This window comes from Cyanobium sp. ATX 6F1 (assembly GCF_024346315.1).
GTDB lineage: Bacteria > Cyanobacteriota > Cyanobacteriia > PCC-6307 > Cyanobiaceae > ATX-6F1.
The window spans coordinates 311,824-335,370 of record NZ_JAGQCS010000004.1 but is presented as its reverse complement, the minus strand read 5'-3'; the positions used below and the strand labels follow the sequence as shown (position 1 = coordinate 335,370).

Annotated in this window: 25 protein-coding genes, 1 tRNA gene and 1 pseudogene; 16 read left to right on the top strand and 11 right to left on the bottom strand. The window is 68.9% G+C overall.

Annotation, left to right across the window (positions count from 1 at the left end):
* Positions 1-122: pseudogene (locus tag KBZ13_RS08525) on the bottom strand (photosystem II D2 protein (photosystem q(a) protein)); the annotation flags it as partial.
* Between the two features lie 145 nt (positions 123-267).
* Here KBZ13_RS08525 and KBZ13_RS08520 point away from each other — a divergent pair.
* The 4 genes from KBZ13_RS08520 to KBZ13_RS08505 all read left to right on the top strand — a co-directional run bounded on the left by KBZ13_RS08520 (position 268) and on the right by KBZ13_RS08505 (position 2,562).
* A complete protein-coding gene (locus tag KBZ13_RS08520) occupies positions 268-534 on the top strand; it encodes a hypothetical protein (RefSeq protein ID WP_255008193.1) in 267 nt (88 codons plus the stop codon).
* Positions 535-539: 5 nt separating this feature from the next.
* Positions 540-1,262: an ABC transporter ATP-binding protein gene (locus tag KBZ13_RS08515; RefSeq protein ID WP_255008191.1), complete on the top strand. Its 723-nt coding sequence runs from the start codon at positions 540-542 to the stop codon at positions 1,260-1,262.
* A gap of 16 nt (positions 1,263-1,278) precedes the next feature.
* A tRNA-Asn gene (locus KBZ13_RS08510) sits at positions 1,279-1,350 on the top strand.
* A 423-nt stretch (positions 1,351-1,773) separates the two neighbouring features.
* Positions 1,774-2,562 carry a response regulator transcription factor gene (locus tag KBZ13_RS08505; RefSeq protein ID WP_255008190.1) on the top strand — a complete coding sequence of 263 codons (789 nt, stop codon included), beginning with the start codon at positions 1,774-1,776 and terminating at the stop codon, positions 2,560-2,562.
* 26 nt (positions 2,563-2,588) lie between these two features.
* Here KBZ13_RS08505 and KBZ13_RS08500 read toward each other — a convergent pair whose 3' ends face one another.
* Genes KBZ13_RS08500 through KBZ13_RS08490 form a run of 3 tightly spaced genes read right to left on the bottom strand, consistent with a single transcriptional unit; the run spans position 2,589 to position 6,590 of the window.
* Positions 2,589-3,524 (bottom strand): DNA polymerase III subunit delta', encoded by a 936-nt coding sequence (locus KBZ13_RS08500; protein WP_255008188.1) that lies wholly within the window; start codon positions 3,522-3,524, stop codon positions 2,589-2,591.
* Positions 3,517-4,260: a dTMP kinase gene (tmk, locus tag KBZ13_RS08495; protein WP_255008186.1), complete on the bottom strand. Its 744-nt coding sequence runs from the start codon at positions 4,258-4,260 to the stop codon at positions 3,517-3,519. The genes KBZ13_RS08500 and tmk overlap by 8 nt, the downstream gene beginning before the upstream one ends.
* Positions 4,257-6,590 carry a heavy metal translocating P-type ATPase gene (locus KBZ13_RS08490; RefSeq protein WP_409995632.1) on the bottom strand — a complete coding sequence of 778 codons (2,334 nt, stop codon included), beginning with the start codon at positions 6,588-6,590 and terminating at the stop codon, positions 4,257-4,259. Before KBZ13_RS08490 ends, tmk begins: the two co-directional genes overlap by 4 nt.
* A gap of 163 nt (positions 6,591-6,753) precedes the next feature.
* Here KBZ13_RS08490 and KBZ13_RS08485 point away from each other — a divergent pair, with 163 nt between their 5' ends.
* Complete coding sequence (locus KBZ13_RS08485) at positions 6,754-7,275, top strand: photosystem I assembly protein Ycf3 (RefSeq protein ID WP_255008185.1); 522 nt, start codon at positions 6,754-6,756, stop codon at positions 7,273-7,275.
* A 27-nt stretch (positions 7,276-7,302) separates the two neighbouring features.
* Here KBZ13_RS08485 and radA read toward each other — a convergent pair whose 3' ends face one another.
* A complete protein-coding gene (radA, locus tag KBZ13_RS08480; protein WP_255008183.1) occupies positions 7,303-8,778 on the bottom strand; it encodes a DNA repair protein RadA in 1,476 nt (491 codons plus the stop codon).
* Between the two features lie 93 nt (positions 8,779-8,871).
* Here radA and rpaB point away from each other — a divergent pair, with 93 nt between their 5' ends.
* From rpaB to KBZ13_RS08455, 5 genes are all read left to right on the top strand, one after another.
* The gene (gene rpaB, locus KBZ13_RS08475) at positions 8,872-9,624 is read left to right on the top strand and encodes a response regulator transcription factor RpaB (RefSeq protein ID WP_255008181.1); all 753 of its coding nucleotides are present in this window, start codon (positions 8,872-8,874) and stop codon (positions 9,622-9,624) included.
* Positions 9,605-11,008: a phosphate acyltransferase PlsX gene (gene plsX / locus KBZ13_RS08470; protein WP_255008231.1), complete on the top strand. Its 1,404-nt coding sequence runs from the start codon at positions 9,605-9,607 to the stop codon at positions 11,006-11,008. Before rpaB ends, plsX begins: the two co-directional genes overlap by 20 nt.
* 96 nt (positions 11,009-11,104) lie before the next feature.
* Positions 11,105-12,097 carry a beta-ketoacyl-ACP synthase III gene (locus KBZ13_RS08465; RefSeq protein ID WP_255008229.1) on the top strand — a complete coding sequence of 331 codons (993 nt, stop codon included), beginning with the start codon at positions 11,105-11,107 and terminating at the stop codon, positions 12,095-12,097.
* Positions 12,098-12,142: 45 nt separating this feature from the next.
* On the top strand, positions 12,143-13,042 hold the full coding sequence (fabD, locus tag KBZ13_RS08460; protein WP_255008180.1) for an ACP S-malonyltransferase: 900 nt from the start codon (positions 12,143-12,145) through the stop codon (positions 13,040-13,042).
* A gap of 35 nt (positions 13,043-13,077) precedes the next feature.
* A complete protein-coding gene (locus KBZ13_RS08455) occupies positions 13,078-13,800 on the top strand; it encodes a lysophospholipid acyltransferase family protein (protein WP_255008227.1) in 723 nt (240 codons plus the stop codon).
* On the opposite strand, the gene KBZ13_RS08450 is transcribed toward KBZ13_RS08455, so the two are convergent.
* The 3 genes from KBZ13_RS08450 to KBZ13_RS08440 form a co-directional block, all read right to left on the bottom strand.
* Entirely contained in the window at positions 13,694-14,230 is a 537-nt protein-coding gene (locus tag KBZ13_RS08450; RefSeq protein ID WP_255008226.1) for a YdcF family protein, read from the bottom strand. The two genes, KBZ13_RS08455 and KBZ13_RS08450, sit on opposite strands and share 107 nt — an antisense overlap.
* 107 nt (positions 14,231-14,337) lie before the next feature.
* Positions 14,338-14,991 (bottom strand): tRNA (adenosine(37)-N6)-threonylcarbamoyltransferase complex dimerization subunit type 1 TsaB, encoded by a 654-nt coding sequence (gene tsaB, locus KBZ13_RS08445; protein ID WP_255008178.1) that lies wholly within the window; start codon positions 14,989-14,991, stop codon positions 14,338-14,340.
* Positions 14,988-15,239, bottom strand: a complete 252-nt coding sequence (locus KBZ13_RS08440) for a Ycf34 family protein (RefSeq protein ID WP_255008176.1) — start codon at positions 15,237-15,239, stop codon at positions 14,988-14,990. Before KBZ13_RS08440 ends, tsaB begins: the two co-directional genes overlap by 4 nt.
* Between KBZ13_RS08440 and KBZ13_RS08435 the strand changes: the two genes are divergently transcribed.
* The 3 genes from KBZ13_RS08435 to KBZ13_RS08425 all read left to right on the top strand — a co-directional run bounded on the left by KBZ13_RS08435 (position 15,238) and on the right by KBZ13_RS08425 (position 18,055).
* The gene (locus KBZ13_RS08435; protein WP_255008173.1) at positions 15,238-16,512 is read left to right on the top strand and encodes a CCA tRNA nucleotidyltransferase; all 1,275 of its coding nucleotides are present in this window, start codon (positions 15,238-15,240) and stop codon (positions 16,510-16,512) included. The two genes, KBZ13_RS08440 and KBZ13_RS08435, sit on opposite strands and share 2 nt — an antisense overlap.
* A 158-nt stretch (positions 16,513-16,670) precedes the next feature.
* Entirely contained in the window at positions 16,671-17,093 is a 423-nt protein-coding gene (locus KBZ13_RS08430; protein WP_255008171.1) for an RNA recognition motif domain-containing protein, read from the top strand.
* 26 nt (positions 17,094-17,119) lie between these two features.
* Positions 17,120-18,055 (top strand): alpha/beta fold hydrolase, encoded by a 936-nt coding sequence (locus tag KBZ13_RS08425; protein ID WP_255008169.1) that lies wholly within the window; start codon positions 17,120-17,122, stop codon positions 18,053-18,055.
* 13 nt (positions 18,056-18,068) lie between these two features.
* On the opposite strand, the gene KBZ13_RS08420 is transcribed toward KBZ13_RS08425, so the two are convergent.
* Both KBZ13_RS08420 and pds read right to left on the bottom strand, forming a co-directional pair.
* Positions 18,069-18,998 (bottom strand): phytoene synthase, encoded by a 930-nt coding sequence (locus KBZ13_RS08420; RefSeq protein WP_409995628.1) that lies wholly within the window; start codon positions 18,996-18,998, stop codon positions 18,069-18,071.
* A gap of 2 nt (positions 18,999-19,000) precedes the next feature.
* Positions 19,001-20,419: a 15-cis-phytoene desaturase gene (gene pds, locus KBZ13_RS08415; RefSeq protein WP_255008167.1), complete on the bottom strand. Its 1,419-nt coding sequence runs from the start codon at positions 20,417-20,419 to the stop codon at positions 19,001-19,003.
* A gap of 136 nt (positions 20,420-20,555) precedes the next feature.
* Here pds and ndhM point away from each other — a divergent pair, with 136 nt between their 5' ends.
* Together ndhM and KBZ13_RS08405 are read left to right on the top strand one after the other, a co-directional pair.
* The gene (gene ndhM / locus KBZ13_RS08410; RefSeq protein WP_255008166.1) at positions 20,556-20,906 is read left to right on the top strand and encodes an NAD(P)H-quinone oxidoreductase subunit M; all 351 of its coding nucleotides are present in this window, start codon (positions 20,556-20,558) and stop codon (positions 20,904-20,906) included.
* The gene (locus KBZ13_RS08405) at positions 20,903-21,583 is read left to right on the top strand and encodes a DUF3172 domain-containing protein (protein ID WP_255008165.1); all 681 of its coding nucleotides are present in this window, start codon (positions 20,903-20,905) and stop codon (positions 21,581-21,583) included. Before ndhM ends, KBZ13_RS08405 begins: the two co-directional genes overlap by 4 nt.
* On the opposite strand, the gene KBZ13_RS08400 is transcribed toward KBZ13_RS08405, so the two are convergent.
* Positions 21,580-22,653, bottom strand: a complete 1,074-nt coding sequence (locus KBZ13_RS08400; RefSeq protein WP_255008164.1) for a LysR family transcriptional regulator — start codon at positions 22,651-22,653, stop codon at positions 21,580-21,582. The genes KBZ13_RS08405 and KBZ13_RS08400 overlap by 4 nt on opposite strands.
* A gap of 139 nt (positions 22,654-22,792) precedes the next feature.
* Between KBZ13_RS08400 and KBZ13_RS08395 the strand changes: the two genes are divergently transcribed.
* Complete coding sequence (locus KBZ13_RS08395; protein WP_255008224.1) at positions 22,793-23,494, top strand: NnrU family protein; 702 nt, start codon at positions 22,793-22,795, stop codon at positions 23,492-23,494.
* Positions 23,495-23,547: the final 53 nt, after the last annotated feature.

The window sequence follows — 23,547 nt, the reverse complement described above, 5'->3', positions numbered from 1 at the left end:
GCCGTGGGGAACAGCAGCAGACCCGACCAGCCCACAAAAACGAAGCGGTCGCGCTTGAGCCAGTCATCGAGGACGTCGAACCATCCCCGGGCTGAAGGCGCGCCCCCTAGAGCGATCGTCATGGGTGACTTTATGTTTCGTTACATGCGCATCGTACGGTCAAACGCTCCCGATCGCGGCACCCTCTCCGGTCGACCTCAAAAAATGAGTCGTTGCACCTAGGGCCGCGCGATTCGCCAGAGTGTCAGCACCTTCCCCCCGCCGCCCGTGTACGTCGTCGAGCTCTCGCTCAAGCTGAGCCCCATGCCCGTGGCTGTGCAGCGCAAGGACCTGGAGGCGGCCCTGGCTCTCCACGGCCAGATCAAGGAGGCCTTGGAGAGCGGGCACCCCCGCGTGCTCGAACTCACCTGCGAGAAGGATGAGGAGAAACGCATCGCCCTGCTCAGCAGTGAGCTGGTGGCCGTTCAGCTCTACGAAAAATCCACCACCGGCGGCGGCGGCGGCAAGCGCCCAGGATTCTCCTTCGACGACTGAGGCCCTTGACAGGCTCCGCCCTGGCTTCCCCCGAGCCGCTGCCAAGCGAGCCGCCGCTTGTGGTGGAGCAGGTGGGCTTCGCCTGGCCCACGGGTGCCACGGCCCTGGCCCATTGCAACCTCACCATTCCAGGCCCCGGGCTGTGGATGATCGTGGGCGGCAACGGCAGCGGCAAGAGCACGCTGTTGCGCCTGATCGCCGGCCTGCTGGAGCCCAGCCGCGGGCGGCTGCGGCTGGGGCTCAAACCCGCCCTGGTGTTTCAGAACCCCGACCATCAACTGCTGCTGCCCAGCTGCGGCACCGATCTGCAACTCTCCATGCCGGCGAACCTGACGGCGCTTGAACGTCAGCGCCGCCTGCGGGCGACCCTTGAGCAAGTGGGGCTGGGGGGACTGGAGCAACGGCCGATCCACACCCTCAGCGGCGGCCAGAAACAGAGGCTGGCCATCGCCGGTGCCCTGGCCAGCGAGGCCGCGCTGCTGCTGCTCGATGAACCCACCGCCCTGCTGGACCCGGAGAGCCAGGCCGATGTCCTGGAGCTGATCTGCGCCCTCTGCCAACGCCCCCACAGGCCGCTCACGGCCCTGTGGATCACCCATCGGCTGGACGAGCTGGAACGCTGCACCGCCGCCGCGCTGATGGAGCGTGGTCACCTGGGTTCCTGGCAGGACGGACGCGCCCTGCGGCGCCTGCTCACCCCCTTGCCGGTCGGACAGGCCGAGGGGTAGGTTCGACCGGTTGCCATCCTCGGTAGCTCAGCGGTAGAGCGGTCGACTGTTAATCGATTGGTCGCAGGTTCGAATCCCGCCCGGGGAGTTTGCCCAGACTCCAGCCCCAGGGCTGGGGTCTTTTTTTGGCCCAGGGGCCTGCCCCGTGAGCCGACGGAGGCCCGGCAACCCTGCTTCAATGGTGAAGAGAATCTTCAGATCTCCATGGTCAGCCGTGGGCGCTCCATCGGCTCAACCCAGCTGCCGCAGGGCTTCTGCGCTGGTGGCCTGGGCGATTTCAGCGCGACCTGGGCCGCGCCTGAGGGGCCCGGCCCCGCCAGAGAGGCGGCCAGGGTCGCAGGCACGCTGAATTCGAATGAAAATGCGAATCGAAAGGAAAAGCGTTGACTTTGTCCCGTTGCTGCTCACGAACCGCCCTCGGCCCTCCGTTGGCCCCAGGCCCCGGCGCTCCGCCGGCGGCCCCCGTGACACTCCCCTGGAGCCGCCTGCGCCAGCTCCAACGCCGGCATCCATGAAGCCCAGCATCCTGCTGATCGACGAGGACCGCGCCATGCGTGAGCAGGTGACGGCCCAGCTCGAGCGGACTGGCTTTGAGGTGCAGGGCGCCGAAGACGGCCTCAAGGGGCAGGCCCTGGCCCTGCAGTTCAGCCCCGACCTGATCCTGCTGGAGCTGATCCTCCCCAAAGTCGATGGCCTCACCCTCTGCCAGAGGCTGCGCCGGGACGAGCGCACCGCCCGCATTCCGATCATGGTGATTTCGGCCCTGGGGGGCACCAAGGACATCGTCAGCGGCTTCAATTCCGGAGCCGATGACTACCTCACCAAGCCCTTTGATATCGAAGAGCTGCAGGTGCGCATCAAGGCCCTGCTGCGCCGCACCGAGCGGGCGCCGGTGTCGTCCAAACCGAGTGAGATTCTCAGTTACGGCCCGCTCATTCTGGTGCCCGAGCGCTTTGAAGCCAACTGGTTTGACGCACCGGTGCGGCTCACCCACCTGGAATTCGAACTGCTCCGCTGCCTGCTGCAGCGTCACGGCCAGACAGTGGCCCCAGCGTTGATCCTCAAGGAGGTGTGGGGCTACGAACCCGATGACGACATCGAAACGATCCGGGTCCACATCCGCCATCTGCGCACCAAGCTGGAACCCGATCCGCGCAAGCCCCAGTTCATCAAGACCGTCTACGGGGCGGGCTACTGCCTGGAACTGCCCAACGGTGCCCGGCTCGAGGAGCTCGCTCCCTTGATCGTTGCCCACCGCGGCAACAGCGGACCTCCGCTGAACGCTCCCACCGCCGCCTGAGGCCACTGGGCTTCAGCGGGGAAACGTCAGCCCAGCAAGGCCACTTCCCAGGCCAGACGCGGTTGCACGTAGGCCCTGAGCTGGGAACGCAGCTGCTCCAGGCGCCGCTGACGCTGGATCGAGGCGGTCCGGCGCCAGAGCTGAAGCTGCCACCAGTCGAGCAGCCAGAGCTGCTGCTCCCCATCCAGGGCCTCAGTGAGGTCGCGGGCCAGGGCCAGGGCCTCCATCGGGTCGCTGGACAGGGCCAGCAGGCGGTCCGCCAGGCCCTCGGGCAACTGGTTCCACTGCTCCCTGTGCCGCAGAAGCGCCCCCGGTGAGCCAGCGGCCAGCTCCAGCAGACCCGGGGGCTCCGAGATCGCCCCGGCTGGGGAGCCCAGTGCCTGCAGAACCTCGTCCATGGCCAGGGGATCCAGGCGGGAGAAGGGGATCGCCTGGCAACGGGAACGGATCGTGCTCAGCAACCGGTCGGGGGCCGCCGTGAGCAGCAGCAGCAGGCCGCCACCGGGCTCTTCGAGGGTCTTGAGCAGGGCGTTGGCCGCCCCCTCGGCCATCGCCTCCACCGCCTCGATCACCACCAGGACACGGTTGGCCTCCAGGGGCCGGCGGGCCAGAAAACCGCCCACGGCGCGCACCTGCTCCAGCCGCAGCTGGGGGGGCGCCCGCCGACTGACGCCGCGCTCGACCGCTTCGGAGGCCGGCACCAGTTCCCCCTGGTGCTGGTAGGTGGGCTCCACCCAGAGCAGGTCGGGGTGGTTGCCGGCCGCCAGTCGCCGGCGCACGGACTCGCTGCCCTGGGGGCCAGCCAGCACCCCTTCGAGAAAGCGCAGGGCCGCCTGGCGACGGCCAATGCCCTCGGGGCCACAGAACAGGTAGGCGGGGGCCAGCCGCTGACGTTCCAGGGCGGCCCGAAGAAAGGTCAGGGCCCGCTCCTGACCCACCAGCCCCGCAAACAGATCAGCCATGGCCGTCCCCCAGCGGCCCCGCCGGCCCCACCACCTCCGCCGTGACCGGTGGAGGCGAAGGCAGCGGAAACCGCTCCTGGAGCAGCTGACGGATCGCCGCGCTCACCTGCTCGGGCCCCTGGTCGGCCTCGATGCGGCGCCAGCCCCGCTCGTTGGCCAGCCGGGCGAACCCCCCAGCCACCCGCTCCAGGAACGCCCCACCGGCCGATTCGATCCGATCCGCCGGCCGGTGACCCCGGCGCTGCAGCGAGCGCTCCAGGGGCAGATCCAGCCAGAGGGTGAGATCAGCCACCAAACCGCCCGTGGCGAGGGCCTCCAGGGCGCTGATCCACTCAGACGGCAGCCCCCGGCCATCGCCCTGGTAGGCGGCGGTGGAGCCCACGAAGCGGTCGCTGAGCACCCAATCGCCGGCCGCCAGGGCCGGCTCGATCCGTTGGCGCACATGCTGGGCCCGATCGGCGGCATAGAGCAGCAGCTCAGCCAAGGGATCCGGCGTCGCCTCTCCGGGGGGGTGCAGCAGCAGCTCCCGCAGGGCCAGCCCGAGGGCCGTGCCACCGGGCTCCCGGGTCACCACCAGGGAGGCCCCGGGGGCCATCAGACCACTGGCCGGAAGCCAGTGCCGGAGGGCTTCGAGCTGGGTGGTCTTGCCGCAGCCATCAATGCCCTCGAGCACCAGAAACCTCCCCCGGACCGCAGGAGACCCCACGCTCCCGTGCTCACCCATGGCCTCGCTCATGCCAGACGGGGCCGCAGCAACAGGGCGTTGACCACCACCGTGATCGAACTGCTGGCCATCAGCAGGGCGGCCAGGGGAGGCGAGAGCAGGATTCCGAAGGCCGGCAGCAGCACACCGGCGGCGATCGGCAGCACGATCAGGTTGTAGCCGAAGGCCCAGGCCAGGTTCTGACGCACCTTGGCCATGGTGGAGCGGGCCAGCCCCAGGGCGAGCGCCACCCCCTCGAGGCGCTCCCCGAGGATCACCAGATCGGCCGTGTCCTGGGCGATCTGGGTGCCATTGCCGACGGCGATGCCCAGGTCGGCGGCGGCAAGCGCCGGGGTGTCGTTGATGCCATCTCCCACCATCGCCACCGGCCCCCGTTCCCTGGCGGCCATGATCCGCTCCAACTTCTGCTCCGGCCGCAGCTCCCAGGCCAAGGCATCGACCGGCAGTCCAAGGTGAGCGGCCAACTGGCGCACGGGCTGTTCGCGATCGCCGCTGAGCACCCCGAGCTCCAGGCCCTGGCGCCGCAGTTCCGCCAGGGTGGAAGCGGCATCGGGGCGGGGCTGGTCTTCGACGGCCACCAGCCCCAGCAGCCGCGGGCCCTCGGCCACCGCCAACACCGTGGCCCCCAGGCGCTCCAACTGATCGCGTCGCTGCTCCAGCTCCGGGTCGAGCACCAGGCCCACCTCCCTCAGCCAGCCGGGTCGACCGACCCGGGCGGTGCCCGCCAGAGCATCGATCGTGCCCTCCACCCCCTGCCCGGCGAGGGTGTGGCTGGAGGTCACCGCGAGCAGGCTCAACTGACGCACCTGGGCCTCCTGGAGCAGGGCATGGGCGAAGGGATGGCGGGTCTGTCGCTCCAGGCTGGCGGCGATCTGCACCAGGCGATCAGCCTCCACGCCAGGGGCTGCCTCCACGGCCGTCACCAGCGGACGCCCCAGGGTGAGGGTGCCGGTCTTGTCGAACAGCATCACCTGCACCCGGGCCGCCCTTTCGATCACATCGCCGCCCCTGAACAGCACACCGGAGCGGGCCGCCAGGCCCGTGCCCACGGTGATCGCCGTGGGGGTGGCCAGACCGAGGGCACAGGGGCAGGCCACCACCAGCACCGCGATCGCCAGCTGCAGCGCCAGGGCGGCGGGGGTCGTGGCCATGGCCCCGAGCACGGCATGGCCCGCCTGCATTCCGCCCGCCCCGTGGAAGCCGTGGGCCGAGAACGCCGGTGCCGCCAGCAGCACCTGGGGCCAGAGCGCCGCGCCCCAGAGCCACCAGAACAGGAAGGTGGCGGCGGCCAGGGCCAGCACCACCACGCTGAAGCGACCGGCCACCCGATCAGCCAGCCCCTGGATCGGTGCCTTGCGGGCCTGGGCCTCCTCCACCAGCCGGATGATCCGGGCCAGGGCGGTGTCGGCGCCGGAGCACTCCACGTCGAGCTCCAGGGGCGCCTCCAGATTCAGGCTGCCGGCAGCCAGGGAGGACCCCGGGGCGGCCATCAGCGGCAGGGGCTCGCCGGTGAGGCTCGACACATCCACGGCCGAATGGCCTGAGTGCACCAGGCCGTCCACGGGCACCCGATCGCCGGGCAGGATCCGCAGCCGGTCCCCGGGCCGCAAGCCACCCACCCGCACCAGACGCGGTTCTCCGCCATCGAGCAGCAACAGGGCGGTGTCGGGCTGCAGGGCCGCCAGTTGCTCGAGGGAGCGGCCGGTGCGGTAGCGGGCCCGCTCCTCCAGAAAACGCCCCAGCAGCACGAAGCCCAGAAGCATCACCGGCTCGTTGAAGAAGCACTGCCAGCCCAGGGCGGGCCAGAGGAAAGCCCCCAGGCTGGCCAGGTAGGAACTGCCCATGCCCAGCCCCACCAGGGTGTCCATGCTCGGCACGCCCGCCAGGGCCCCCCGGGCCCCGGCCACAAGAATGGAGCGGCCTGGCCCCGCCAGGGCCACGGTGGCCACGAGGGCATGGAACGGGATCTCCGCCAACAGGGGCACCCCCAGCTGACCCGATTCCGCCAGGTGCCCCGCCACCGAGACCAGCAGCAGGGCCAGGGCCACCACCAGCTGGCGCCACTGCTCCCACCAGTGCAGGCGTTGGCGGCGTTCCTGCGGGCTGGGTGAATCCAGGTCGCGGTTGCGGAGCTTGGCGGTGTACCCCAGGCCCCCCAGGCTGGCGATCACCGCTGGCAGCGGATCGCTGGCGCCAGCGTCGGCGCGTGGGGGATCAAGGCCCACCCAGGCCGTGCGGGTGAGCAGGTTGACACTCACCTGGGCCACCCCGGGCTGCTCCAGCAGCCGCTGTTCCACCGCCCGCACACAACCGCCGCACTTCATCCCCTCCACCTCCAACAGCAGGGGTTCGATCTCCCCAGGCGTCTGGATGTCCAGGGCGGAAGCCAGGAAACCGGTGGCGCGGCCAGTGGGGGCAGGCAGGCGGATCGGAGTTTCGGCAGAGGCCGCAAGGTTAGGGAGCCGAGCGGGGGTGAGGATGGGGGGACCTCCACGACCCTTCGCCGTGCCACGCAGTCAACGCAATGACAACTTCATCGACAAGAGCTTCACGGTCATGGCCGACTTGATCGTGAAGCTGATGCCGATCAGTTCCAGGGCCAAGGAGGCCTACATCTATTACAAAGATGGACTCTCCGCCCAGGGCGATGGGGACTACGCCGAGGCCTTGGACAACTACGAAGAGGCCCTGAAGCTGGAGGATGACCCCATCGACCGCGGCGAGATCTTCAAGAACATGGCGATCATCTTCATGAGCAATGGCGAAGAGGAGAAGTCACTCGGCTACTACGCCAAGTCTTTGGAGGAAAACCCAAACTCTCCTTCCTGCCTCAAAAACATGGGTCTGATCTATGAGAAGTGGGGCCGTCTCGCCCAGGAAGAGGGGGATCAGGATTCGGCTGATCGCTGGCTCGACAAGGCCGCGGACCTCTGGGGCCGCGCCGTGCGCCTCTACCCGGGCGGTTACCTGGAAATCGAGAACTGGCTCAAGTCCTCCGGCCGCAGCAACGTCGACGTCTACTTCTGAAGCTCAGGCTCATTCCAAAGCCAAGGCTCAATCGTCGCCGGCGGGAGTCTCCCCCAGGGCGGCCACCAGCGCCTCGGCGATGGTGGCCGCCTCCAGCAGCTGCAGCTCCAGCAACGCTGCCATCGGCCCCAGGCCGCTGCCCCGGGGCACCACCGCCCGGCGGAACCCCAGCCGCGCCGCCTCCTGAAGCCGCAGTTCCAACTGCCCCACCGGCCGCAGCTGGCCGCCGAGCCCCAATTCGCCCACCAGCACCGTGCCTGGCGGCAGGGTGAGGTCGCGGCTGCTGGCCACCACCGCCGCGGCCACCCCCAGATCCGCCGCCGGCTCCTCCACCTCCAGCCCCCCCGCCACCGCCAGGTAGCAATCAAAGCGGGACAGGGGCAACCCCAGGTGCTTCTCGAGCACCGCCAGGATCTGGTGCAGCCGGTTGGTGCCGATGCCGGTGGCCGTGCGCCGGGGGCTGGCGTAGCTGGTGGTGCTCACCAGGGCCTGCAGCTCCACCACCAGAGGCCGGGTGCCCTCGCAGGCCACGATCGTGGCCGTGCCGGCGGTGAGTTCCTCACTCCCCAGGAACAGCTCACTGGGGTTGCTGACCTCCACCAGGCCCCGGTCACGCATCTCGAACACCCCCAGTTCATGGGTGGCGCCGAAGCGGTTCTTCACGGCCCGCAGCAACCGGTGACTGGCGAAGCGGTCGCCCTCGAAGGTGAGCACGGCATCCACCAGGTGCTCGAGCACCTTGGGGCCCGCCAGCATTCCCTCCTTGGTCACGTGACCCACTAGCAGCATGGCCGTGTCCTGGCGCTTGGCGATCCGGGCCAGGGCGGCGGCGCAGTCGCGCACCTGGGCCACCGAGCCCGGAGCGCTGCTGAGCTCCCCGTCGTGCAGGGCCTGGATGCTGTCGATCACGGCCACCGCCGGCCGCAGGGCCTCAAGTTCCTGCAGCACATGATCCAGGTCGGTTTCAGCCAGCAGCTGCAGGCCCGAACCCGCCTCGGCTGGCTCGGGGCTGGGTGAAGGGGCCGCCGGGTCGGCCCCGGCCGCCGAAAGCGGCTCCCCCAGCCGCCGCCAGCGCAGCTTGACCTGCTGGGCCGACTCCTCGGCGCTCACATAGAGCACGGAATGGCGACGGGCCATCACCTCGGCGCACTGCAGCAGCAGGGTGCTCTTACCGATGCCCGGATCACCCCCCACCAGCACCATGGAGCCAGGCACCAGACCGCCCCCCAGCACTCGATCGAGCTCGTCGTAGCCACTGCTCAGGCGCTGGAAGGCCCCCTCCCCAACGCTGTGAATCGGCAGCGATCGGCGCGGGCGGCCGGGTTCGCCAGGGTCGACGCCAGGGCCGCCGCTGGGGGCCGGGCGCCGCCGCCGACCATCCACCGCGGGGGCGGTTTGCTCCACCAGGCTGTTCCAGCTGCCACAGGCGGAACAGCGGCCAAAGAACTGGCGCGACTGGGCTCCGCAGCTCTGGCAGACGTAGGTGGTGGTGGGGCGGGCCAAGCTGGGTGTATGAAGATTGGTGGTATTCGGTGAACCTGTGACCCTTCGGAGCTTTTCAGTGGTGCCACCGGTTGTAACGCTGACCTCGCCGCGATGACGGCTACCCCCCCCGCCCCCGCCAAGGGAACCATCCTCGTCGTCGACGACGAGGCGAGCATCCGCCGGATCCTGGAAACCAGGCTGACGATGATCGGGTACCACGTGATCACCGCCAGCGATGGCGTCGAAGCCCTTGAGGCCTTCCACCGGGTCACCCCCGACCTTGTGGTGCTCGACGTGATGATGCCGAAACTCGACGGCTACGGCGTCTGCCAGGAGCTGCGCAAGGAATCGGACGTCCCGATCGTGATGCTCACCGCCCTGGGCGACGTGGCCGACCGGATCACCGGCCTGGAGCTCGGCGCCGACGACTACGTGGTCAAGCCCTTCAGCCCCAAGGAGCTCGAAGCGCGCATCCGTTGCGTGCTGCGGCGGGTGGACAAGGAGCAGGTGGCGGGCATCCCCAACTCCGGTTTGATCCTGGTGGGCGACCTGCGCATCGACACCAACAAGCGCCAGGTCTACCGGGGAGACGAGCGCATTCGGCTCACCGGCATGGAGTTCAGCCTGCTGGAGCTGCTGGTCAGCAAGTCGGGCGAGCCCTTCAGCCGCGGCGAGATCCTCAAGGAGGTGTGGGGCTACACCCCCGAGCGTCACGTGGACACCCGAGTGGTGGATGTCCACATCTCGCGGCTGCGCTCCAAACTGGAGGATGATCCAGCGAACCCCGAGTTGATCCTCACGGCCCGGGGAACGGGATACCTGTTCCAGCGCATTGTCGATGCCGTTGCCTCCGAAGGAACCTGAGTCCAACCTTCCCAGCGCCCGCCGCGTGAAGCCCAACCGCGCGATCCGGCGGCTGGTGATCTGGTACCGCCGCAACGCCGCCGTCACCTCCCTGGTGGACTCGGCCACATCCGCCGCCAACACCGCTGGATCCGTCGCCGGCTCGGTGGCAGGGTCCATGGCCAACACCGCCGGTTCGGTGGCTGGATCGGTGGCCAACACGGCCGGATCCGTGGCCGGCTCGGTGCTGCACCCACTGGTGTTCGATCCCCTGCGGCGTCTGCAGCAGGGCCCCGGCGGTGGCGAGGTTCCGATCCTCGATGGGGAGCGCCTCTGGGTCGCCGTCGATGGCATGGGGGGCGACCACGCCCCCGGACCGATCCTGGAGGGCTGCCTGGAGGCGGTGCGACGCCTGCCCCTGCGCATCCGCTTCGTGGCCGAAACCGAACCCACCCGTCAGGCCGTGGCGGCGCTCGGATTGGAACGGGAGCTGCAGGGGGCCCAGGAGGCGGGCCTGATTGAGCTGGTGCCCAGCGGTCCCTCGGTGGGCATGCACGAGGAGGCCACCGTGGTGCGTCGCAAGCGCGACGCCAGCATCAACCTGGCCATGGACCTGGTGAAGGCCGGTGAGGCCCTGGCGGTCTATTCCGCTGGCAACTCCGGGGCGGTGATGGCCTCGGCGATCTTCCGGCTGGGGCGCCTGGCGGGCATCGACCGGCCGGCGATCGGGGCTCTGTTCCCCACCAAGGACCCCGCCCGCTCGGTGCTGGTGCTGGATGTGGGCGCCAACACAGATTCCAAGCCCGCCTGGCTGCATCAGTTCGCCCTGCTGGGCAGCATCTACAGCCGCGACGTGCTGCAGGTGAACCAGCCCCGGGTGGGCCTGCTCAACATCGGCGAAGAGGAGAGCAAGGGCAACGAGCTCGCCCAGCGCACCTTCGCGCTGCTGGCCGAGGAGCCGAGGCTGCGCTTCGCCGGCAACTGCGAGGGCCGCGACGTGCTCTCCGGCGACTTCGACGTGGTGGTCTGCGACGGCTTCACCGGCAACGTGTTGCTGAAGTTCCTCGAATCGGTGGGCAGCGTCCTGCTCGATGTGCTGCGGGCCGAACTGCCCCGGGGAAGGCGGGGCAAGGTGGGCTCCGCCTTCCTGCGCTCCAACCTGGTGCGCATCAAGAAACGCCTCGACCACGCCGAGCACGGTGGTGCGCTGCTGCTCGGCGTCAACGGCATCTGCGTGATCGGCCATGGCAGCAGCAAAGCGCTCTCGGTGGTGAGTGCCCTGCGGCTGGCCCACTCGGCCGCCAACCATGGCGTCATGGACGATCTGCTCAAGCTCAGCGCCGAGTCCAGCGCGCTCGCCTCGGCCACCAGCACCGGCAGGCCAGCCACCACAAGCCCCGCTTGAGCTCGGCGCCCGAGGCCGGCCCCTGGGGCCGTCGCCTGTGATTGACTGACGCGATCTGGGTCGGATCAGGTGTCGCTCGGCCAACGGGGCTCAGGGATGGCACTGGTGGGCTGCGGCCGCGGGCTGCCCCGCCACAGCCTCAGCAACGACGACCTGAGCCGGCGGGTCGAGACGAACGACGAATGGATCCGCAGCCGCACGGGCATCGGCGCCCGGCGGGTGGCGGGTCCCGGCGAATCGCTCACCAGCCTCTCGCTCGAAGCCGCCCGCGGGGCCCTCGCCCACGCCGGCTGGGAGGCCGATGAGCTCGATCTGATCCTGCTGGCCACCTCCAGCCCCGATGACCTGTTCGGCAGCGCCCCACGCCTCCAGGGGCTGCTGGGGGCCCACCGGGCCGTGGCCTTCGATCTCACCGCAGCCTGCAGCGGCTTCCTGTTTGCCCTGGTGACCGTCAGCCAGTACATCCGCGCCGGCAACGCACGGCGGGCCCTGGTGATCGGCGCCGATCAACTCAGCCGCTGGGTCGACTGGGACGACCGTCGCACCTGTGTGCTCTTCGGCGACGGGGCCGCCGCGGTGGCCGTGGAGGCCTGCGCTCCGGAAGCCGACGGGCTGCTGGGGTTCCGCATGCGCTCCGACGGCCGCAAAGCCGATTGCCTCACCCTGGCCCAGCGCAGCGAGCGCCTTCCCCTGGTGGGGGAGGTCACCGCCCAGGTGGGCGGATTCGAGCCGATCGCCATGAACGGCAAGGAGGTCTACAAATTCGCCGTGCGGGAAGTGCCCGCCATGCTCCAGGAGTTGCTGGACGAAACCGGCACCAGCGCCGAGCAGCTCGACTGGCTGCTGCTGCACCAGGCCAACCAGCGCATCCTCGACGCCGTGGCCGAGCGCTTCGCGATCCCCCACGACCGCGTGCTCAGCAACCTGGCCGCCTACGGCAACACCTCGGCCGCCACGATCCCGCTGATGCTGCAGGAGGCTGTGGCCGATGGCCGGGTGCAGCCCGGTCACCTGCTGGCCAGCAGCGGCTTCGGCGCCGGCCTGAGCTGGGGGGCGGCCCTGCTGCGTTGGCAGGGGCCCCAGGGCTGAGGCGGCCGCCACCTACGCTCCAGCCCAGCCGCTTCCTGCGCGTCCATGGGCATCGCCTGGGTCTTTCCCGGTCAGGGGTCGCAGAAGCTGGGTATGGCCGCTCCGCTGTTGGATCTCCCTGGCGCCCTGGGGCGCTTCGAGCAGGCCTCCCAGCTGCTGGGCCGCGATCTGCTCGCCATCGTCAGCGGTGAGGGGCTGGAGCAGACCGGCGAACCCAGCGATCTCAACGACACCCGCAACACCCAGCCGGCGCTGTTCGTGATCGAGAGCCTGCTGGTGGATGCCCTCAAGGACCAGGGGCGCAGCGCCCAGCTGGTGGCGGGCCACAGCCTGGGTGAGCTGGTGGCCCTCTACGCCGCCGGCGTGTTCGATGCCGCCACCGGTCTGGCCCTGATGCAGCGCCGCAGTGAGCTGATGGCCGCCGCCGGTGGTGGAGCCATGACCGCCCTGATCGGCTTCGATCGCGGCGAGTTGGAGGCGCTGGTGGCCAGCACCGAGGGGGTGGTGATCGCCAATGACAACAGCGCCGCCCAGGTGGTGATCTCCGGCACACCGGAGGCGGTGGCGGCCGTCAGCGGCCAGGTGCGCAGCAAGCGGGCCGTGCCCCTGGCCGTGTCCGGGGCCTTCCACTCCCCCTTCATGGCCGAGGCCGCAAGCGCCTTCTCGGAGCTTCTCGAGCAGGTGCCCTTCGCCGACGCCACCATCCCCGTGCTCAGCAACACCGATCCCACCCCCGCCACCAGCGGCGCCGTGCTCAAGGAACGCCTGCGCCGGCAGATGGTGAGCGGTGTGCGCTGGCGCGAAACGATGGATCGGTTGGGCGCCGAGGGCATCAGCACCGTGGTGGAGATCGGCCCGGGCAACGTGCTCAGTGGACTGATCAAGCGCAGCCTCGAGGGGGTCACCGTGGCGCAGATCGCCGGCAGCGACGATCTGGGGCTGTGAGGGAAAGCTTCCGCCGTCTGGGGCGCCGCCGTCGGGTGAGTGAGCCACCGTTGCTGTTGACGCCGCGGCCGAGCATCACCTACCAGCTGATCAGCTACCTGCTGGTGTTTCCAGTGTTTCGGCTGCTGTTTCGGGGCCGGATCCTCGGCAAGGCCCAGGTGCCCCAGGAGGGGGCGCTGGTGGTGGTGGCCAACCACGGCTCCCACCTGGACCCGCCCCTGCTAGGCCATGCCCTGGGGCGGCCGGTGGCGTTCATGGCCAAGGCCGAATTGTTCCGGGTGCCGCTGCTGGGCCAGATCATCCGTGCCTGCGGCGCCTACCCGGTCAGCCGCGGAGCCAGTGATCGCGAGGCGATCCGCACCGCCACCGACCGCCTGGAGGAGGGCTGGGCCACAGGTGTATTCATCGATGGCAGCCGCCAGGCGGACGGTCGGGTGAACGCTCCACTGCCGGGGGCGGCGCTGCTGGCGGCCCGGGCCGGGGTGCCCCTGCTGCCGGTGGCCATCTTGAACAGCCACCGGGCCCTGGGCACGGGCCAGAGCTGGCCTCGGCTGGTGCCGATCCAGATCCGCATCGGCACGCCAATCCCGCCGCCGGCCTCAAGGCGCCGGGCCGATCTCGATGTGACCACCGCCGCCGTCCAGGCCCAGATCAATGCCCTGCTGGACCTGGGCCTGCTGACTGGAGCAGAGCCCCGAGCGGCCTTGCCCCCCACGTCCGCACGTCCCGACCCGTCAGCACCCACACCAGGGCCCTGAAACCATCCCCCCACACCTTGCGGCGCCCTTCCGGATGGCAGAGGTTGGCGCAGGGCACCGGCACCGGGGTGATCTGAATGCCGCGGCTGCCGGCCACGATCCGGCCAATCAGCAGCGCCCGGGGCATGTGGTCGCTGCTGGTGACCAGCAGCAGATGCCGGACGCGGGCACGCCTGAGCTCATCCACCAGGGAGGTGAAGTTGGTCAGGGTGTCACGGGCGCGGTAGTCGAGCTGGAACTGGCTGCGCCGCAGGCCCTCGTTGGCGAACAGCCACTGCGCATACTCGGGGTTGCTGCCACCGCTGACCACCACCGGCAGGCCGTAGCGGCGCGCCAGTCGGCCAGCCTCTTGCTCCCGGGCCACATCGCCCCCCAGCACCAGGATCATCTGGGGAGAGGGGGGATGGGGCAGCCAGATCCCCCGGGACATCCAGAGCAGGGCCCCGGCCCCCAGGGCCAGCAGCCAGCGCCTGCCCCCCCGTCGGCGGCGGCGCCGGGGGGGCTTGGAGCGATGGGTCCCGGGCCTGGGGGAGGCCGTCAAGGGCGCGGCTCCACGGGACTTGTGGGATAGAGGGGCAGAACGGCCTGCCAGGGGGCCGGCCGCTGGGCCCGCGCCGCCTCGGTGGCGATCTCCAGCAGCTGCACCGTGTCGGCCGCCGCTTCCACCCGCGCCTCCAGCCGCGGTCCTGCGGGGAGGTCCTGCTCAGAGGAGAAAAAGCGCGGGGCCTGGAGTTCCACCATCCCCCCCGGATAGGCAGGGCCCGCTCCATAGCAACCGGCCACCAGCCCATGGCGGGGGAGGGTCTGCACCAGCACGAAGCGCTCCGCCGCTGCCCCTGGCACCCCCTGGGCCCGCAGGCGTCGGGCGATCAGAAGAAAACTGCCCACCCCATCGAGGGGGATGGCCAATTGCTGGGCCAGGGTGCGGGCCATCACCACCGTCAGCCGGGTGCCCGTGAAGCCGCCGGGGCCAATCGCCACCGCCAGCCGGCTGATCTCACGCCACCGGGAGGCCGGCAGGACCTGCTCCACGCAGGCGAACAGCTCGGTGGAGAGGGTTCGCCCCAGGGGAAATTCAGCCACGACGGGAGGCGCGACCGCGAGAGTGACGGTCGGCCACTCCTGCAGCCCCACGGCGAGGGTGTCGCTGGAGCTGTGAAGGGCCAACAACAAATCCGCCGTCCCGCTCATGAAGGCAGGCAAGCACCCGGGCGCAGCCCCTGCCAGCGGCCGGGCTCGGCGAGAAAGCTGGCGCAGGCGCGCACGTCCCATTCCACGCCGACGCCACCGGCGGGATGATCGATCACCTGGATGTGGATGCGGGGGTCCGTGGGCACCACATCGGGGGAAGCACTGAGATGGGGGACGCCATGCTGGCGCTCGACCGCGTGGTAGGCCTGGCAGCGGTCGACCCAGTGGCAATCCACGCAGATGCACATGCCGCCGCGCCCTCCGGAGGACCCCATTCTGGGGGCTGGGGCGGCCGCAGCGCTGTGGCAGGCGCTGGGGCCGGAGCGCTGGCCGCTGCCCTGGCAGGTGCTGCCGGAGGGAACGGCCCTGGTGGGGGGCGCCGTGCGCGATGGCCTGCTGGGGCGGCTGGGCCCCCGGCCCGATCTGGATCTGGTGGTGCGCGTTGAGGCGATCGACCTTTGCCGCCACCTGGCTGAGCGTTTAGGCGGCCAGGCGGTGGTGCTGGATCGGGAGCGCTCGATCGCCCGGCTGGTGATCCGCGGCTGGACCGTCGACCTGGCCCGCCAGGTGGGGGACACCCTCGAAGACGACCTGCGCCGCCGGGACTTCAGGATCAATGCCCTGGCCCTGCCTCTGGCCAATGAACCATCGCTGCTGGACCCCACCGGCGGCCTGGGGGATCTGAGCCGGCGTCAGGTGGTGGCCGTTGCCGAACAGAACCTGCTCGACGATCCGCTGCGGCTGCTGCGGGGACTGCGCCTCTCCAGCCAGCTCGACTTCGAGCTGGAGGAGCGCACCTGGAGCTGGATCCTCCTGCACCATGGCCTGCTGCAGGAGGTGGCCCCGGAGCGGGTGCTGGGCGAGCTGGAGAAACTGGCCGCCAGTCCCCTGGGGCACAGGGATCTCGAGTTGGCGCGCTGCAGCGGCCTGCTGGAGCCCTGGGTCAGCGGCGGTCCGGGGGCGGATCTGGCCGCACTCAGCCTTGGGCGGGCGCGCTCCTGCGGACTCAGCCCGCAGGAATCCCATGCCGCCTTGCCCCTGGCCCGCCTGGCCGCCCTGTTCGACAGTCCCGCCCTGGAGCGCTTGCGCAGCAGCCGAAAGCTGCAGGGGCGCTGCGGGCGACTGCGCCGCTGGTGTCAACGGCTGGGGGCCTCGGCCGATCAGGCCAAAGCTGAACTGGAAACGATGGAGGAGGCGGAGCGGCTGGCCCTGCACCGACAGCTTGAAGCGGATCTGCCCGCCCTGGCCCTGCAATTGCCCCCGGAGCTGGCTGAAGTCTGGATGGAGCGCTGGCGCGATCCGGGCGACCCCCTGTTCCACCCCAGGCCGCCCCTGGATGGAAGGGCCCTGCAGCGCGAGCTGGGCCTGAGCGCTTCCCCCCTCCTGGGGGAGCTGATCGACCACCTCACCTCGGAGCGGGCCTTCGGTCGCATCGACGACCGCGCCGGGGCCCTGGAGGCGGCGAAACGGTGGCTGGCAAGACAGACAGATCCTGGATCACAGGGCCCCCGCCGTGATTAACTGCTTAGGCAAAGGCGAATCAAGCTGCCTGATCCAGGCTGAAGGATTCAGCTGGGCCCCATCCTTCGGGTCCCTCCCGGTCGCAGCGGCACATGTGCCTGCCCTGGGGCCCACCCTCCTTTGGCCATCCCCTACCTTTTCCCCCTTCCTTCCTCTCCATGAGCGTTCGTCTGTACGTCGGCAACCTGCCGCAGACCTTTGATTCCAAGGAGCTTGATGCTCTGTTCAGCGCCGTGGGCGAAGGGGTCCGTTTCAAGGCCGTGCAGGATCGGGAAACAGGCGCCAGCCGTGGTTTCGGCTTCGCCAACGTCGATGACGAGGCGATCGCCGACGCGGTGATCGATCAACTCAACGGCCGCGACTTCGGCGGCAACCCCCTGCGCATTGAGCGTTCCGAGCGCAAGGATGTGCGCCCCGGCACGGACCGTCGCCCCGGCGCCGCCCCCTCGACCGTGGCCCGCAAGGCGGTCAACAAGGTGGTGCACAGCGACAGCATCGAGGAAGGCGCCCCCGACCCCCGCTGGGCCGGCGAACTGGCCAAACTCAAGAACCTTCTGGCCACCCAGAAGGCGGCGGTCTGATCGATCGGCCGGACATTGGCGAGGAGATGACCACCGGCCCCTATCCCACAGGTTGGTGTCGCTCCTCGAAATGGGGCGACCATCAGATCAGCTTCATCGTCACCGGGGAGGCGCGGCAGGATCGCGCTTCGGTGGTTCTGATCCATGGATTCGGCGCCTGCAAGGAACACTGGCGCCACAACACCGCCGCCCTTGCCCGAGGCCGCCAGACCTTTGCCATCGACCTGCTCGGCTTCGGCTCCAGCAGCAAACCCAGCTCATGTCTCGACGGGGAAGCCTTGGTCCCTGGATCGATCCGTTATGGCATGGACCTCTGGGCTGAACAGGTGGTCGACTTCCTCAACGACCAGGGGGTCGCTCCGGTCCAGCTGGTGGGCAATTCGATCGGCGGTGTGGTGGCGCTCACCTGCGCCCGGCGCCTTGAGCAGCTGGGCCGACCGGCCCGTCAGGTGGTGCTGATCGACTGCGCCCAGCGGGCCCTCGACGACAAACGCCTCGCCAGCCAGCCGCTGCTGGCGCGCTGGGTGCGCCCCCTGCTCAAGAGCGTGGTGCGCCAGCGCTGGATCACCGGCCCCCTGTTCCGGACCCTGGCCTCCCCTGGGATGATCCGCAAGGTGCTGGAGGTGGCCTACCCGAGCGGAAAGAACATCGACGATCAACTGGTGGATCTGCTGCTGCAACCGGCCCGCGACCCCCAGGCACCGGAAGCCTTTCGAGGCTTCATCAATCTGTTCAATGACCGGCTTGCCCCCGATCTCCTCGCCGACCTCAGCACTCCGGTGCGGCTGATCTGGGGGGAGGAGGACCCCTGGGAGCCGGTGGCGGAAGCCCGCCGCTGGCTGGCCTACCCGTCCGTCAAGGACATCGCGGTGATCCCGGGCCTGGGCCACTGCCCCCATGACGAAGCTCCCGAGCAAATCAACAGGATCCTCGACGATCTCCTGGAGCAAGGGGACCGCTGAGCCGGCCTGGGGGTCACCTCACCTGGGCGGTGAGATAAGAGAAGGGCAGATCGAGCAACTTTCCTGTCCTGGGCACATAGGCGCGATGGTTGAACACGTCGTAGTTGTGGCGTTCAATCACATCGAGAATGCCGCGATAGAGACGCAGAGACGCCCACACCGGCCAGCGGGCATCGGGGGCCAGCCAGCGCACCCCCTCCTCCGAACGGGCAAACCACTGCCTGGCCCGGCGCAGTTGAAAGGCCATCAGGTCGCGCCAGTTCTGGTTCAAGTTGCCCGCCATCAGATCGGCTTCGCTGTAGCCGAACCGCTCCAGCTCATCCTGGGGGAGATAGATACGACCACGGGCACGGTCCTCACCCACGTCCCGCAGGATGTTGGTGAGCTGGTTGGCGATGCCCAGGGCCACCGCCGCCTCGGACGTGTCCGGCCTGGAACTCCAGGGCGCCGTGGTGTAGGCCGAGTCGACGCCCATCACCTCCTGGGTCATCAGCCCCACCGTTCCCGCCACCCGGTAGCAGTAGAGCTCCAGTTCCTCGAAGCTCGCGTAGCGGTGCTGGAGGAGATCCATCCGCTGGCCCTCAATCATGTCGAGGTAGGGCTGAACGGGCTGGGGGAAGCGCTCCAGGGTGTCGACCATCACCCGGTCCAGCCCATCCCGCACCGTTCCATCGAACAGGGCCCGGGTGCGGACCTCCCAGCGATCGAGCCGATCCGAGAGCTCCTGGGCTGAAACGTGCTGGGCCTCCGGGCCGTCCATCAGCTCATCGGTGCGCCGGCACCAGACGTAGATGGCCCAGATCGCTCGCCGCTTGGCGGGCGGCATCAGCAGGGTGCCCAGATAGAAGGTCTTGGCCCATTCCGCCGTTTCCCGGCGGCAGGCTTCATAGGCCTGCTCCAGGCCCAGGGGGAGATTGTCAGTTCCAGGCAAGGGGGCCAGCACGCCTAGGCCGCCGCCAGGCTCGGTTCGACATCCGTTCCGAGTGTTGATTCGGCCCGATGATCGACCGCCTCGGCGCAGAGGCGCCCGCTGAGAACTGCCCCCTCCATCGAGGCCAGGTAGCGCTGTTTGGTGAAACAGCCCGCCAGGAAGAAATTAGGAATCGGCGAAGCCTGATCGGGCCGCAGGGCCTGGCAGCCTGGCACGGTCTTGTAGACCGAAAGTGGGGTCTTCACAACTTTCGACTTCAGAAGCCTGGCTTGATCCTCACCGGTGAAGTGCATCGGGAACAGGCGCTCCAGCTCCAGCAAGGTCGCGGCCACGATGTCGGCATCGCTGCGGCCGATCCAATCCTTGGCAGGGGCGAACACCAGCTCCAGCATCGAACGCTCGGGATCCTCGTATTCGCGGCAGGTATTGCTCATGTCGGCGTAGACACTGAGTAGCTCGCTGCGGCTGAACAGCAGATGATCGATTTCGGTGAGCTTGCGATCGAACCAGAGGTGGATGTTGATCACCGGTACGCCCTTGAGCCCCTCGAGTTTCTTGAAATAGGGAAGCTCCCTCCAGGGCTCGGGAAGCAGCAGCTTGAGTGGATCCACCGGCATGGCGCTGACGTAGGCATCAGCCTGCACGCTGCGGTCATCCTGCCCCTTGAGGCCAGCGAGACGAAAGCCCCTCACGCTGCCATCGGCGGCCAGTTCGATCTGGCGCAAGGGTGAATTGAGATGAACTTCACCACCGCGCGCCGTGATGTAGTCAACGATCGGCTGACAGAGGCGCTCGGGCGGATTGCCATCGAGAAACGCCATCTTGGAGCCATCGCTCTCCTGCAGAAAACGGTTGAGGGCCGTGAGCACCACGGTGCTGGAGATCTCTTCAGGGTTGATGAAGTTCAAGGCCTTGCTCATGGCCAGGAACACCTCATCGTTGACCCGTTCAGGAATGTTGTGAAGCTGCAGCCACTCCGTCCAGGAGTACTTATCACATTCCTCGACGTAGTCCTGGCCCTTCAGAATCGCGGGTACCAGGCCGAGCCCGAAGCGGATCTTTTCCGGCCAGCTGAGCATGTCGTTGTTGCCCAGAATGGCCGCCAAGCCATTGAAAGGAGCCGGGATGTCAGGGAAATCGAAGCGGCTGTAGGTGCCCGGAACGTCCTTCTGGTTGAAGATCATCGAATGGCTCTTCCACTGGAGCCGCTCTTCGATGCCGAGCTCGGCCAACAGCCGACGCATGTTGCGGTAGGCGCCAAAAAAGATGTGCAGCCCCGTTTCGTACCAGTCGCCGTCCTCGTCCTGCCAGGCCGCCACCTTGCCCCCGAGCACGTCCCGGGCCTCAAAAACGATCGGGGTGTGCCCCGCGTCGCAGAGGTACTTGGCACAGGACAGCCCGGCCAGCCCCGCTCCGGCGATCGCGACACGCATGGAGAAACCCAAAACCAGCGGTAACCCTAAGAGCCCCTCTCCCAGCGCCGTTGGCCCCTGGGGTTCCTAAAGTCGAACCCCTGAGATCTCTCGGGGCCTCCGCCCACGTCAGATCCGCCCGAGCACCCTGCCAGCCATGGCCGACACCCTGCTGCTCAAGTCCACCACCCGCCACATCCGCCTGTTCACGGCGCGGGTGGAGGGTCAGGACCTCGTGCCCAGCCCCGATCAGCTCACCCTCGATGTGGACCCCGACAACGAGTTCCTCTGGGACGCGGCGGTCCTGGAGAAGCTGCAGCAGCGATTCCGAGAACTGGTGGCCGCCCACGCCGGCGCCGAACTGAGCGAATACCACCTGCGCCACATCGGCTCGGAGCTGGAGGGCACGATCCGCACCCTGCTGCAGGCCGGCGAGCTCCGCTACAACCCGGAGGCACGGGTGCTCAATTACTCGATGGGCTTGCCCCGCAGCCCTGAAAGCCTGTGACCCGCTCCCGCTACGGGCGTTCCACCGAGCCGGCCCGCAGCCGCGAGCCCTACGGCTATGACGACGAGGGCTACGACGCGCCGCGCCGGACCGAAGCCCCCCGTGGCCGGCGTCCGCCCAGCGGCAGTGCTGGCGGCGGTGGCGGCCCCGGTGGCGGTGGCGGCGCCCCCGGGGGTGGTCCGTTCCAGTTCAGCGTCGCGACCATGGCCGTGCTGGCCGGGGTTCTGGTGGTGGGCATCGGCATCGGCACGGCCCTCTCCAGCAACACCGCCGGCGATCAGGGCAACATCGCCAGCAGCCAGCAGCTCGATCTGGCCGTGCCCGACCCCGAGTTCTGCAAGCAGTGGGGTGCCAGCGCCTTCGTGGTGGACGTGGAGATGTACACGACCATGAACCCGAGCAGCAGCTTCGTGACCCAGCCCAAGCTGCAGCCCGGCTGCGTGATCCGCCGGGAGAACTGGTCCGTGCTCCAGAAGGAGGGGGCGGTCACCAATGAGCAGATGCGCCAGTGCAAACAGCGCATGAACACCTTCGCCTACGTCGGTTCGATCAAGGACAAGCCCGTGGTGCGCTGCGTTTACCAGACGGACATCGTCGACAACAGGTTCCAGACCAGGGGCGTGGCCGGCGCCGCCGACGACAGCGTGGGGATCACCCCTGAGGCGAATCAGTTCTAGACGTCCTGGGGTTGGCTGGAATCGACGCTGGCCAACGGCGTCCCCGAGCCAACCGAGCCTGCTGCAGCGGGCACTGCCATCGCAGGCACTGCTGCCGCCATCTGGGGCGCCCCCTGGGCGGCCCGAGCCGGCTGGCGCAGGGGGCTGTCGGGGCTGGCGAACACCGGCAGGATCTCGCGCCGAAAAGCCTCCGACGCCCTTGAGCAGTAGCGGGCCGGATGGGTGATCAGCTTGAGCTGACGCCGCACCGACAGATCCACCAGGTTGGGGCGGAAGAGGTTGCCCGCCGCCAGCTCCCGCTCGATCGAGACCACCGGCAGGAATGCGGCCCCAAGGCCCGACTGCACCGCGTTCTTGATCGCCTCGAAGGAGTTGAGCTCCATCTCGATCTTGAGCCGGCCCACATCCAGGCCGGAACGGGCCAGCAGCTGGTCGACCATCTTGCGGGTGGTGGACTGGGCATCCAGACAAACGAAACCGAGTCGGTAGAGGTCGTCCTTGCTGATCTCGGCCAGACGGGCCAGCGGATGCTTCACGGGCAGCACCAGGGCCAGCTCGTCGCTGGCGTAGGGCACCACCTGCAGCAGTTCGTTCAGTTCGCTCGGCAGCTCGCCACCGATGATCGCCAGGTCGATCTGGCCGTTGGCCACGCTCCAGCCCGTTCGCCGGGTGCTGTGCACCTGCAGCTGCACGGCCACATCGGGATACTTCTGCCGGAACAGGCCGATCATCCGGGGCATCAGGTAGGTCCCCGTGGTCTGGCTGGCACCGACCACCAGCGAGCCCCCCTTGAGGTTGTGGAGGTCGTCGAGGGCGCGGCAGGCCTCCTGGCACTGGCTCAGGATCCGGTCGCAGTAACTGAGCAGCAGATGGCCGGCCTCGGTCAGTTGCGCCTTGCGGCCACCCCGATCGAACAGGGAGACATCGAGTTGCTTCTCCAGGTTCTGGATCTGGAGGCTCACCGCCGGCTGGGTGACGTAGAGGCTGTCGGCGGCCTTCTTGAAGCTGCCCTCGCTGGCGATCGCCCGCAGGATGCGCAGCTGATCGAGTGTGAACGGCAGATCAGCCATGGGAGCGCCCCGGAGGGCTGGCAGCTGCGTAGGGATCGAACTTTAAGGGGAACTGTCTCAGGGCTGGCTCAGGCTCCGCCAGACTTCATCACTGACGCCCCCAACCGTGATCTCGCCCCTCCAACACAGCAGCCTGGTGATGCTGGCCCTGCTGCTGGCCTTCGCCGTGCTCCACAGCGGTGGGGCCGCCCTGCGCGTCTGGGGGGAGGAACGCATCGGCGCCAGGGCCTGGCGGCTGCTGTTCGCCGCCCTGAGCATCCCCGCCGCCGTGGTGGTGATCGGGTTCTTCATCGCCCACCGCTACGACGGCCTGCGCCTCTGGAACCTGCAGGAGCAGCCCTGGATCGTGCCGCTCGTGTGGGTGGGGACGGCGATCAGCTTCTTCTTTCTCTATCCCGCCACATACAACCTGCTGGAAATCCCGGCCCTGCTGAAGCCCGAGGTGCGCCTCTACGCCAGCGGCATCATCCGCATCAGCCGCCATCCCCAGGCGGTCGGTCAGGTGCTCTGGTGCGCCACCCACCTGCTCTGGATCGGCAGCAGCTTCACGGCCTGGGCTTGCCTGGGCCTGATCGCCCACCATCTGTTTGCCGTCTGGCATGGCGACCGGCGCCTGGCCGCGCGTTTTGGTGACGCCTTTGAGGAGCTGCGCTCGAGCACCTCGGTGCTGCCGTTCCGGGCTGTGCTGGACGGACGCCAGCGGCTGGTGCTGGCCGAATTCCTCAGACCCTCCCAGCTGGGGATCGCGATCGCGATCGGGGTGCTGTGGTGGAGCCACCGCTGGATCGGCGTGGCCGCGACGGCCTTCAACCGCAGTCCTCTCGGGGCCCTACTGGGCTGATGGCACTCCAACACATCAGGCCTGAGCCGCCCAGGCAGGCTGCCTACACTCCC